Origin of the sequence: Saccharicrinis sp. 156 (genome assembly GCF_050589685.1) — a bacterium.
GTDB lineage: Bacteria > Bacteroidota > Bacteroidia > Bacteroidales > Marinilabiliaceae > Saccharicrinis.
Genome location: NZ_JBNGOS010000027.1, coordinates 87,262 through 99,868, shown reverse-complemented (window position 1 = coordinate 99,868; position 12,607 = coordinate 87,262). Strand labels below are relative to the sequence as shown.

Annotated in this window: 8 protein-coding genes; 2 read left to right on the top strand and 6 right to left on the bottom strand. The window is 38.8% G+C overall.

Annotated features, from left to right (window positions below):
• Positions 1-484 precede the first annotated feature (484 nt).
• The 5 genes from ACRD64_RS16910 to ACRD64_RS16890 all read right to left on the bottom strand — a co-directional run bounded on the left by ACRD64_RS16910 (position 485) and on the right by ACRD64_RS16890 (position 8,902).
• Positions 485-601, bottom strand: a complete 117-nt coding sequence (locus ACRD64_RS16910) for a hypothetical protein (protein ID WP_430934635.1) — start codon at positions 599-601, stop codon at positions 485-487.
• 40 nt (positions 602-641) lie between these two features.
• Positions 642-830, bottom strand: coding sequence for a hypothetical protein (locus ACRD64_RS16905; RefSeq protein WP_430934634.1), 189 nt, complete (start codon positions 828-830; stop codon positions 642-644).
• 85 nt (positions 831-915) lie between these two features.
• Positions 916-2,460 (bottom strand): sulfatase family protein, encoded by a 1,545-nt coding sequence (locus ACRD64_RS16900; protein ID WP_430934633.1) that lies wholly within the window; start codon positions 2,458-2,460, stop codon positions 916-918.
• A gap of 941 nt (positions 2,461-3,401) precedes the next feature.
• Positions 3,402-7,331, bottom strand: a complete 3,930-nt coding sequence (locus tag ACRD64_RS16895; RefSeq protein ID WP_430934632.1) for a T9SS type A sorting domain-containing protein — start codon at positions 7,329-7,331, stop codon at positions 3,402-3,404.
• Positions 7,332-7,618: 287 nt separating this feature from the next.
• Entirely contained in the window at positions 7,619-8,902 is a 1,284-nt protein-coding gene (locus ACRD64_RS16890; RefSeq protein ID WP_430934631.1) for a serine dehydratase subunit alpha family protein, read from the bottom strand.
• Positions 8,903-9,380: 478 nt separating this feature from the next.
• Between ACRD64_RS16890 and ACRD64_RS16885 the strand changes: the two genes are divergently transcribed.
• Positions 9,381-9,530, top strand: coding sequence for a PspC domain-containing protein (locus ACRD64_RS16885; RefSeq protein ID WP_430934630.1), 150 nt, complete (start codon positions 9,381-9,383; stop codon positions 9,528-9,530).
• Positions 9,531-9,657: 127 nt separating this feature from the next.
• Here the strand turns inward: ACRD64_RS16885 and ACRD64_RS16880 are convergent, their stop codons facing one another.
• Positions 9,658-12,120 (bottom strand): hypothetical protein, encoded by a 2,463-nt coding sequence (locus tag ACRD64_RS16880; protein WP_430934629.1) that lies wholly within the window; start codon positions 12,118-12,120, stop codon positions 9,658-9,660.
• 118 nt (positions 12,121-12,238) lie between these two features.
• Between ACRD64_RS16880 and ACRD64_RS16875 the strand changes: the two genes are divergently transcribed.
• Positions 12,239-12,424: a hypothetical protein gene (locus ACRD64_RS16875; protein WP_430934636.1), complete on the top strand. Its 186-nt coding sequence runs from the start codon at positions 12,239-12,241 to the stop codon at positions 12,422-12,424.
• Positions 12,425-12,607: the final 183 nt, after the last annotated feature.

The window sequence follows — 12,607 nt, the reverse complement described above, 5'->3', positions numbered from 1 at the left end:
TTGAAGTGATGCAACGAAGTGTCTTGTTTTAAAGTAATTTCAATGGGTAATAGAATTTCTAATGCATATTGCGGGTTAAAGATCAATAGCCTTGAATAGCTCCTGCTTCACCTACGGCAAAAAGCCAAGTTAAAATAACTGTTTACACATTTTAAGATATGACTAACAACATATAGTCTTTGGTTAATGATTATTTGTCCCTTTACCATTACAACAATAAATCAGTTGCCATTCTTAAATATAAGGATATAAAACAGATGTATTGTCTCTGCTATACCCAGTATTTCTCAGTGTTAAATTTAACCTTCTCTCAGTTCAATCGGATCTCCCATGTTGAATAATGAGCGTTTAATTTTTGATGCGCTAATTGTCCGGCTTCTGGCAGATATTTACAGTTAAACTAAAAGAGAGTTACGAAGTAATTTCTATCTATTCAATCGTAATTCTTAATTTGTATTGTCACTATACATCAACAAACACCCTTTTATATGGAGGGGCTATACGAATAAGCAAAGGTAGCATAGGAATTTATAGTCTTTGTTAAAATCAGATTCGCTTTTTTGCCCTTGGCGATACTGCCAACTATATCCTCCACACCCATGGCATAGACTTCATTAATTGTAGCTGCATCGATGGCTTCTTCATAGGTTCATTTTCATTTTAATACAAGCTGTAGCCACCACCAAATTCATATTTCCTGAAGGGGTGGGGCCTGGATTGTAACCCCTGGCCAAGTCATCGGCCAGCACCACAATTACGTTCGGCTGCTTTTGCGCAAATACATTGGCTATGGCCAAAAATAAAGTTAGCAGTAAGTTAGTTTTCTTCATCTTTCTATATATTATTTCTTTAGGAGCTGAGTAATTGTGTGTTGATATTCACAAAAAAACAAACACTGGTCATACATACTTCTTTTTACTTTGCTTTTTTCCGGGCCTCCTTCATTTCATCGTAAGTACCCGTCAGGTATGGCTTTTTATCTACAGCATTTGCACTTCTATCAAAGAGTATGGAATACTTTTTATAATCATGCTCGTCGATCACTTCCTTTTTTAAAAGTTTAAGATCAGCATCATATCTTTTTCGCATTTTCTTGAGCTGAGCGGCATATTCTGGGTTATTGATGACATTTTTCATCTCTAACCGATCTTTACCAACATTAAAAAGTTCTTCGGTAGGTTTCATTCTTTCATCAGCATACTGCCAGTAAATGTATTTCCATTCTTTAGAAACAATAGCCATCTCCTGAATTTCATCATTGCCCCACATATTTAAAAGGGTGATTGTTTTTCTTTTAATTCCGTTTTTCTTTTTCATTAAAGGAATCAAATTTTCACCATCCATATTATCCGGAATGGCTTCTCCTGCATAACTTAAAATGGTTGGCGCCATATCAATATTACCCGCTACTCGTTCCCTGACAACACCTTTTTGTTCTTTTGGTGCCCGAGGATCATAAATAATTAAAGGTGATTTTGAAGCTTCTTCGTATGGTAATACTTTACCTGCCAGGCTATGAGCCCCACAACTATAACCATTATCCGAGGTAAAAATAATAATGGTATTATCAGCTACTCCTAATTCATCCAATGACTTCCGAATCATACCCAAAGCGTAATCCACTCCATGAATCAGTTGATTGTATCCGCGGATTGCCTTTTGATAACTTTCTTCTGATTCTCTCCAAAAATCATACTCCTTATACTGACGTCCACTTTTAGCCTGAGGTGAAAGGTGCTCGCCATCTTCTACTCCATAATTATCAGGTTTCTGATATGTCTTGCCTTTATAAACTGCATCAAAATATACATCAGGTGTAAATGGAAGGTGAGGTGCTTTAAAACTGATAGACATACAAAATGGTTTACCACTAACTTTAGCATCTTTGATAAAATCATGTGCCCAGGCACCATACGCTCTGCTGCTATGTGGATACTTATCCGCATATTGAGCGATATACTTGTTTTTTTCAGTTTTATAGTTGGTCTGACCTAATCCGCCACCCCATTTGTCAAAAGCGTCTATCGGAAGTACATCCCAGTTTTTATCATCCCAACTTTGACCATCGGAAACTGCGAATCCAAATTTACCAGCAAATCCAGTGAAGTAACCAGCTTCTTTTAAAAGGACAGGATAGGACTTTTGAAACTTTTCAGTTTTTAAAGGACCGTGCATAAAATTACAACCCGTTTTATACTCGTACATCCCTGTCATAATAATGGCGCGGCTGGCCATACATATGGAAGTGGTATTGTAATAATTGGCAAAACGAACACCTTCTTTTGCCAATTGGTCCATATTGGGAGTTACGACCTGGTCGTTTCCATAACATCCGGTAGCGATTGCTGTTTGGTCATCGGTTAACAGAAAGATAATATTTGGTCTGTCTTGACCTGTGAGTTTAACACAGAACAATATTAAAAGACCAATTAAACCTTTTTTAAGTGAGTAATTCATCATTCTATTTTTTTAATTTGAAAATTAACATTAACTAACTGATTTATAAATAAATAATATTACACAAATACTTTTACACCCGTTAATTAAAGCTATTTAAGCTGTTTTTTTTACGCCCGACTCGCCCAAAGCAAATTCCCTTAAGCGTTTTAATTCCATTTCAAACTAGTTATTCCCTTTTTCTTGAGAAAAGGGGAAAACCTGCATCTATATCCGTAGGGAAAGGGTTTCAGTATGTTTCTGTATCTTTAAAAGTCCCCATCCCTCCGCTTACCGAGGAGTACTTCCCCCGGCCCAAAGCCAGGGGAAGAGCCATTATATATTGTAAATTATTAATGATGATAACCTAACCTTTATATTTAGTTGTTAACCAGAGATATAAGCTAATGTCATTTATCACGTAACTTATAAAAAAAGAATAACCTATAACCTCTGCTACGGCAAAAAATTATTCAATAAATTTACCAAGAATCCGGGTCTCCTTTCTTGTCTAAATTAATACCCGGAACCTAAATTAGCATTTGTACATGGCAACCTTTCTGACCATCCGGTTTCTTTTTACCATTTACTGAACCAGCCAGCGGAAGATAAACGGCAATTAGTAAGAAATGATTTTTTCATTTCATTTTAGTCGAATTTGAGTTTTACCTGCCTGTTACCCGTCTGTAGGAACGGACAGGGCAGAATATAGCCGTCAGGCTAAGGAATACTGTCATAATTAAAGCCAACAATATTACAGCTAATTTCTCAAACAACACACAGTCAAATATTTACTAAAAAATAACGAGATGTTGTTAATTGCAACCAAGCTTATTTTACATTATCTCATAAACTTACTATAAAATGAAGTGAAGAAGAATTTATAATTGGGGTATAACGGTAACAAGTTATACTAAAAAACGGTTCTGATTGATAATAAACCAGAACCGTATCAACTGGGAAATCTACTTTTTAATGAATTTATGATATGTTGTTAAGTCTTCTGTTTCGATTCGCAATAAGTAACAGCCATCTACTAATGAAGAGAGATCAATTCTAGTATCATTGGTTGTCAACATAGGATCTCCAGCCGAAGTAACAAGGGAATAATTGGCTTCTTCATTAATGCCTTTAACAAATAAAACTGATTCTGCCGGATTAGGATATATTACCAAACCATCCCGCCTTGGATATTTTACAGCCGTATCGATCTTTTTGACGGTTACTTGTACTGCAATCTCATCGCTACCCAAGCCGTTACCTACGTTTAATGTAAAAGTCATTACGGAATCGTTCTGAACATTAGGTGCTGTAAAGGTGACTTTGTATTTATTGATTTCAGCATCGGTCACCTCGGAAGGAACTGTCCAATCATACTCCAGTTGTGAACCGATTGAACCATGGGCATATAATGTAATTTCTTCACCCATGTTTACGGTAGCATCAGCACAAACAGCTTTCACCTCATCTGTTTTAATAATTCCCTTGTACCAGCCCGATCCCCATGCGGCGCTGTAAATAATATTTTCATTATAAGGGTCAAATTCAATGTCCACCATTTTATCGGGTTGGCCAAGGCCTTTGTTAATTCTTACCCATGTTTCACCATCATCTTGCGAGAGGTAAAAACCCGGATTTTTAAAAGTGCCTCCTACCTGACCGGCTGCATTTACCAATATAATATCCGAATTTACAGGAGAGGTTTCCACATGCCAAACATAAGGTGCCTCAAAGAAAAGTTCCCAGGTTTCTCCCTCGTCTTTACTTCTATAAACTCCTCCTGCACCAAAATCTCCAGTCCTGGCTCCGCATGAGATATACATATATTTTGTGTTTGGATCGATGTAGATGTTGTTTACGGATCTGATTGGAGAAGGAATAGTCATTTTACTCCAGTTTACAGCTTTGTCGGTTGATTTATACAAACCATAAGGGTCGTTGTTGCTCCATTGGTTTAAGGCAGCAAAAAGAGTCTCAGGGTTATCCGGGTGTAAAATAATCCTATTTACACTGCCTCCCGCAGGTATCCAATCGTTACTTGCTGTCCATGTGTTACCGCCATCTGTTGATCTATAAACGCCATATTCACCCATAGTAAGATCTTCGCCGGGACCTGAGTTTGTACCACAGGATATTGGTTTATATATGGCCGTGAAGTACATATTTTCAGGATTTACCGGATCAATTTTCAGACAATACTGACTGGCTGTGGCTTCCCACGAACCATTATCAGTATCAAATATCTGAACTACATTGTGCCATGTTTTGCCCCCATCCGTACTTTTTCTTAACCATCCTCTGTGTTCCTGGCGCCAGGCCAATATAAAAATAGTATTCGGGTCGTTAGGGTGTACTGCAACTGTGGAAACTGAGTGTGCTCCGTGGTTTCCGTTGATATCATGAACTTGTCCTTCTATTTGAGTAACAGCCACCGCATCTTTATCTGCATAATCTTCAATGTCGGCAGTTTGCCAAAGGCCGTGCTCGCCACTGCAAAGCAACATACGATCAGGAATACCGGTTTTTGACAGAATAAATCGTCCCGGTAGGTTACTGTCGCCCCGACCAATCCACGCACCACTTCCGGGTGAAGTTTCAATATCGTCTATTTGCTGCCAGCTATCTCCGCCATCAATTGAACGCTGTGTTTGCTGATTGATGCCAATAAACACATCACCATTAACATTAATGGCAAGGTGTCTGCAAGCCGATGATGATTCGAGCGATTCATCCAGTGAAGCTTGTAAGTGTGCAAAATCCACATTAGGTGTAGTTGTCATTCCTTTACCGGACCAATATCCCGCATCAGAACCGGCATGCCAATAGGTGCCATGTTTAGTTACTATTTTCCAGCTTTGTCCTCCGTCAGCGCTTTTCCAAATATCACCGGGGCCAAATGATTTATCATGCCTTTGGTTGGCAAAAAGGTAAATTTCGTTTTTGTTTTTAGGGTTTACCACCAAACGGCGAAAAACCTGTAAGGTGTTTGTTGGGAAATCTTTGGCAGCTATAATACTTTTATCTACACCTAACCAGTAAGCAATAAGCTTGTTGTAATTGTCTCTAAACGTACCGTTTGTAATTTGGTTGAAGTCCAGGCCTAAGTCTCCGGTAATGTTTGTCCAGTTTTCACCGCCATCGGTACTTTTAAATACACCTCCTTTTGTGGCTATGGTATTGCCACTTTGGGTATACACAGATTGTTCAACTGTGTAAAGAATATATTCTCCGGTTGAAGGGTCGTAATATTCATCTAAATCTTTTGGGAGATTATTGGGTAAACCTGTGTTGCTGGGATTCCAGGTGGTTCCGCCATCGGTACTTAAAAACATTCCCTGTCCGGTTGCAATCAATATCCTGTTCGAATTTTCAGGGTGAACCCTGATTCTTCCCACATCTAACATATCATCAATCCCGGTAGCTATTTTTTTGAATGTGGACCCTCCATCTGTGGTTTTAAGAATATAACCATAAGCAGAGATAGGCCGGTGTGTTCCCTGTGGATTAGCTGCTGACCTCCAATTTCCTTTCACATCCCAAAACCCTCCAGCACCAATATACCAGGTATTGTCATCGTTCGGGTCAATAACAACCCTGGAGTGTGCATTGTACCATGGGCTTTCAGCGGCGTGCGGAATGTAATAAATCTGTTTCCAGTTTCTTCCCATATCATTGGTAATAAACACCTTCCCTCGTCTTTCGATGGCTACCCCAAAATCAGGATTTGATTTTGAAAAGGTAAGGTCGTTAACCCGTTCCAGGTCCAAACCGTCACCATCAGAGTCTTTTAAGGTTTGCCATGTTTCCCCATTGTCCCAGCTACCATAGGCAACGTGCATATCAGGTCCCATAAACATCACCTCAGCTTCTGTTGGGTGGCACCAAAATTCTTCATTATAACCAGACATACCCGGGCCAAACTGTTTCCACTCCACTAAATCGCTTGATTCAACTCTTTCTTTTTGCAGTTTCTCCCAAAAGGTTAGTTCAGGTTCAGGGAAAGTATTTTTGAGCACCGCATAACCATTTGCAGTGTTCATTTCCCACACCAGGTCGAAATCAAAAGTGGGGTAATTGCTTTGCACCAACAAGGCAGCTGCATCCAGAGATGTCGCATCTGTTTCTGTGCCTCCTGAAGTAGAAGAATATACCGAATTAGTAGGTGATATGCCACCTTTCTCTGGATGAACAGATACGGTAGCATAATCGGTATTGGTTGAGCCATAAAAAGCAATGCGATTTATTTTATGCTCCCCCCTTGTGCAACCGACTACACCAGCGCTTCTCCAACTCGCAGAAACAGTAGAGGTACTGTAACAGTCTTCTACTGTGTTAGTGCCGCCTTCCCATAAAACACCGATTAATCCGCCGGTCCAACCACCGTTACAATTTATATTACCTCCTAAACTGTAACATTTTGAAACGATACCCCCATCTAATTGTCCTACAAGCGCACCTACTTTAGAACTATTCGTCCATGCTGTTACTGTAATGGAGGGATTGATAAGCCCTAGTTTCTCCAGTGTACCATTGAATGCGCCAAAAAGTCCTGTTCCATTTCTAACCACATCATATCCATCAGGTTCGCTGAAAACGGGAACGGGCGTTACGGTTAGGTTTGAGATGGTTTTAGCATTACCATTAAAATTACCTGTAAAGATAGAAGCCATTGAACCAATTGGGGTAAAACTTTTACCATTCATATCGATATTTTCGGTAAGGATAAAGCTTTTACCACTCCAATGCGCAGGTGTATTGGCTAATGTTACCAGCTGATCCGCCGTTGCAATTTGATATGGGTCATCCGATGTCCCGCTTCCTCCATCATAATTTTGGGCTTTTAGTCCCAACGATAGTGCTAATAACACTCCAATAAATAGTAAAGATATTTTCATTACAATCTCCTTTTAAGTCAACTTTCTATTTTAATTCTTTACAAAGTTGTAAGTTTCTTAACTAATGTTAAAGGAATAATTTGTTCTAAAAGGAGGTATATATGAGTTTTAAACCAAATTTTACCCCATATTTGGTTGGTGTTTAGTTGCAGTCGAGTTGGATTGTTTAGTATAAAGCAAACTATTTATCAACAAAAAGATAACTCTTCGATAATTTTAAGATTATATTTTATCTGTTCAAATAAATATTAAAAGAGAAAGATGATTGGAATAAAGAAGGGGACCATTTACTTCCCCAACATCATCTTAATAATCTCCTTATCTGTTTCTTTCATGCCTACACTACCTAGTCGGCCAATATTTTTAATCGTGTTTTCTACGCCCTTTTGAATAATACCGTCGCCACCATAAAATTGCTGACCGTTTTTATACATATGGTAACCCAATATCCCTGCTTCCACGGCTGAGGCAATTTTTCCTGCACAAGAAGGCTTGGCGCCATCACATACAATCCCCGAAACAATGGCCAGAGCGTTAACTATGGTATGCGCCACCTCTTTAAATCCGCCACCGCAAATCCATGTTATTCCTGCCCCCGCTCCTACTCCTGCCGAAACAGCACCGCAATAAGCCGACAAACGACCAATGCCTGTTTTCTGGTGGATAGTTACCAGATTGGATACTACCAAAGCACGGTATAAAGTTTCCTGTTCAACTTTAAGTTCCTTAGCATACTCAATAACGGGCACCGAAGTAGCCAATCCCTGATTGCCACTTCCGGAAACAATGACCACAGGCAGTTCACAGCCACTCATCCTGGCATCGGATCCGGCCGCCGCCAATGCTTTGGCACGTACTTTAATATCATCACTTCCCCAAGTGTCAAGCAATACAGAACCCACATTAGCTCCCCATTTACCTATAATACCTTCGTTTGCTATGGCCATATTATACTCTATCTGGCGCTGCAAAACATCTTTTACTTCCGCTATATCAACAGATTCGGCAAAATCTAAAATGTCCTCTACGTTCATGATAGAGCGGTCTGTTTTATGTGACGGACTTACATCGTCACAAGGGAGTGTGTTATGAACCGTTTCATCGTTTTTAGTGATACGAACAATATTGGTATGATAATGTGAAATTTGAACGGCAGCGCATGAATCTTCGGAGAACGCTTTAACAACTATATCGAAAATTAGCCCGCTTTTAGATGCTTTTACCGTTACTTCTTTAGAATCCAGAAATTCTTTAATGGCCTTTCTTTGGTTATCGCTAACCTTAGAAATTACCTCCAATGCCTTATTGGCATCACCTGCAATTATTCCGGCAATGGCAGCAGCTTCAATACCTTTTAAATTACCGGTATTGGGAACAACAACGCTCTTTACGTTTTTTATAATGTTATCACTTGCCTCTATCTCCACGCGTTGTGGTGTTTCTCCTAATATTTTTTTAGCTGCTGCTGCCGCATATGCGATAGCAATAGGTTCGGTACAGCCCATGGCAGGCATTAATTCTTCGCGCAAAATGTTAAGGTAAGCCGAATATCGTAAGTCTGTTCTTTCCATGCTAAATCATAAATTCATTATTATATCTATACTTGAAACCTATTTCACGGTCTCACTTATTAAGACATTCAAATACCGGAAAAGGGTGAATAAAAGGATGAAAATAACAGATGACTTTTGACAGGCTTTTAAATCTTAATAGATCGTTAATCCCTTTTCCCGAATATCCTGGCAAAAAATGGCAGAATATTGGATAAGGCACGCAAACAACTTACCCAAACTAAAAACTTTTTTTGGTTTTGGCTTGTCCTGGTTGAGCTAAGTCATTCTAACTTTCTTCATTTGTCACGTCGCTATAGCCGCGGGCTAATTAGATTTCTATTAGAATTTCATACAATAAATCGGAATTATTTTTTACTTTTAATCCATTTCTTTCAAATGGAATTAATTTTTAAAAAAAGCTTGGTATAAAAGAGTGCATGCCAACATTGGTGCATTATAAATGCAAATGAACTAATATTAATTTAAAAAGAAGATTATGATTTTAGGAGTATCACAATGGCTGAGCGACAAGTTAGGTTGGAACGTAACCACCATACGAATTGCTTTTGTTGTTTTAGTTTTAGCCTTTGGTACAGGTTTAGGTCTATACCTTATCTTATGGTTAGTTAAATTATTATCGAAATAGGTAACAGTTAAGACTAAAAATATAACATTTCATGCCCATTTAGGGCAATCATATCTAAAGCCAAAAATGAAGACCCTCCAACATAAATGCCTGAGCTAATAGTATTTGATGCAAGAAATCGTATTACTTACTGTCTTGTCAGTTTTGAATAGCCAATAATCAATTCATCAGTTTTTGTCTTTCCCAATAATTTACAAGTAAAGTTTTTATCAGTTATTCCATTTCCCTTTCCATCAAACTCAATAATTAGATCATTACCTTTTTTTCTGGTTTTGTTAACTTGGCAACCTCTTCCATAGTCCACCTGTTCGCATGCTCCCAAACGAAGACTTTCAATTTCTATATCTTTTTGGGCATTAAAACCTTTCTCTGAAAGGATTAGAATTTTAATCTTTTTCGTATCACCATTAACCTTATTCTTATTCAGCATTTTAATCCGCTTATGCACCACTAATGGCATAATGATGTTTTTAGAACTATGCTTGTCTCTGGCCAAATCATCTTGTTTGGGTACATCGATAACAGCTAAAGATAAATGTGTTGCCCTGCCATACTCATCTGTTAATAAATGCGGGCGTTCGAGTTTATACCAATGGGTTTGCGTTCCGTCTGTGTATGAAGTATTGTTAGGGGTATAGGCTGTACCAGGGCTAAATTTCCAGTTAATGCCATCAGGGGAGCGAAGATAAATTGCCCGGTATTCGATAAAAGCATTAATCATCATATGATATTGAACTTCATCTTTCCATAGCACGGGATCTTCAAAGTTGGAGTTTCTATACTTTTCAGGTATAATCGAGTTGCCCTGCAATGGTTTTGTCAATACTTTATACGGTCCTAAAGGATCTTTTCCTTCACTCATCATCATAGCTCCTCCTTTGGTGACAAACAAAAAACGACCGTCGTGCAAATGAACCCCGGATAGGTTTCTTTCAAAGCGATAAAAACGTTCCGGTTTCTCTAGTTCCGTATTTTTATCAACTGTCATCACGCCTAACCTCTTCCATAAACCAGCCATCGATTTAGAAGTAAATAAAGTGGGCTCCCAGTTAATCAAAGAATACATCATGTAGGTGCCGTCGTTTAATAGGACAATATCAGGATTATGACCTAATCCATCAGCATGATCATATGCAATATCTTTTTTTACTTTATACGGCCCCGTTGGTTCATCTGCTACAGCATATGCTACGGTGGAGCGAGGCCATTCCCAATGCCCTTTTGTAGCATTGGCAGGCCAGCGTGTAACATTCATATGGTATTTACCATCCTTATCTTTTACCGGACGTCCTCCCCAATAACTCCATTCTGGTTCTTCTATACCGTTATGTATATCCCGAGGTAACACGCCATCGGCACCCCAAGAATTTGAAGTCAGCTCTGTATGAATTGGCATAGGAAGAATCAAATCGCTAAATGATGCCCCTTTAACCATTTTAACTTTTGCTTGTAAAACCTTTGAAGGTTCACTCATATTTCCGCTGTGATCATGGGCATAAACCACATAGGTATTCCGAATATCTTTGGTAGGTGTAAAATCCAGATAGTTATTTTTAACTATATTATGTGCGATTTCCTGTAGATTGTTTCCGTCAGCATTGCCCCTATATACCGAGTAATTCGCCACATCTTTATCTTTACTTTTAGTCCATGATATTTTTATTTCAGAGTCAAATGTTTCAGCTTTCAAATTTGTGGGGGCAGCAGGAGCTACATGATCTTTTTTCGCAATAAGAACCTTGTTGGATGCGCCAGATTCCCTTGAGCTGAAACGGGTTACCACATAGGTATAATTTACCCCGTTGATTAATGTTGTATCCAGAAAGGATTTACCCGATGTTTCACCAAGCTTTTTGTAAACTTCTTTATCGCTAAATTGACGATATACATAGAAGGTAGCATTCTCATCTGCCCAGTCATCCTTCCAGCTTAACTTAATTCCTTCGGGAACAACTCCGGCTGATAGTTCCGGCCCGATAAAACCCTTATCCACCACACTTACATTTACATAGTGCAAGAATACTTTAATCTCATCTTCCGAATAAAACGTTGCCCGAACAAAAGGAAAACCCGCTTTAGCGTCGTCATCGTTTAATGTATATGTTCCGCTAAAATGTTCTACTATTTTATCGGAACCCTTCAATTTCACTTTGTTTGCAACAATTCGCTCGTGCTCCCCAAATACAAGGGCTAATGAAATACTTCCACTGCTGATATATTCCAAATCAGCACCAAAGCTCCAGTTCATAATATCACCTCCCCTGGTTTTTTGATAATCCGGGTTGGTATTTAACAACCTCGATTCAGCAACACCCAAATCATTGCTACTATACATGGTTCCATAATGAATCCCCATTTTGTACTCGCCAAGTCCTTCAATATTATACGTTTTCCAGAATGGCGATTGTTTGGATTGACGCCAATAGCCTCGTACCAACTCAAAGTCGCCATCGTTAACATTGCTGTGAGGGGCGTTATCACCTAAAAGCACAATTTGGCCTTCTATTGATGAAGCAGTAAATAAAACAGCAAATAGAGTGAAATAAAGTTGCTTTAAATTGGGACTGCTGAAATGTAAATGTAGCCACATGATAACTTGATTTATAATTTTTTTGATCCAGCCAAACATACTTAATCATTATCAAAAGATAAATAAATAATGCTTATTTTAGGTTATTTAGCGGTTAAATGATAGGTTAAATTTCTTTATCCCTTCAGCCTCGGGTCAGAAAATGGTTTCAATGCCAGTAATGGTTCCTCTGGCCGATGTATTGGAAATTACACGACAAACAGCTGTTTTGGCATTTAATACAGGCTACGAATTTTCAAACATGATGATACCTGCGAAAAGGGGTACTTATGGCGATCGTTGGTATAGTTCAGGTATCGTTTGAAAATAGGTTCAACCCGCAATATGCATTAGAACTTCGTCGTGAACATTGAAAGTGCAATAAAACCAGGCTTTACTGAAACGAGGCATAACTTGTCCCGATTACTTTAGGGAGCATCGTTATGGTGAGTTGAAGTGAAGCAGCGGAGTGTCTTGTTTTGAAACAATTTCAATGTGTAATAGATTT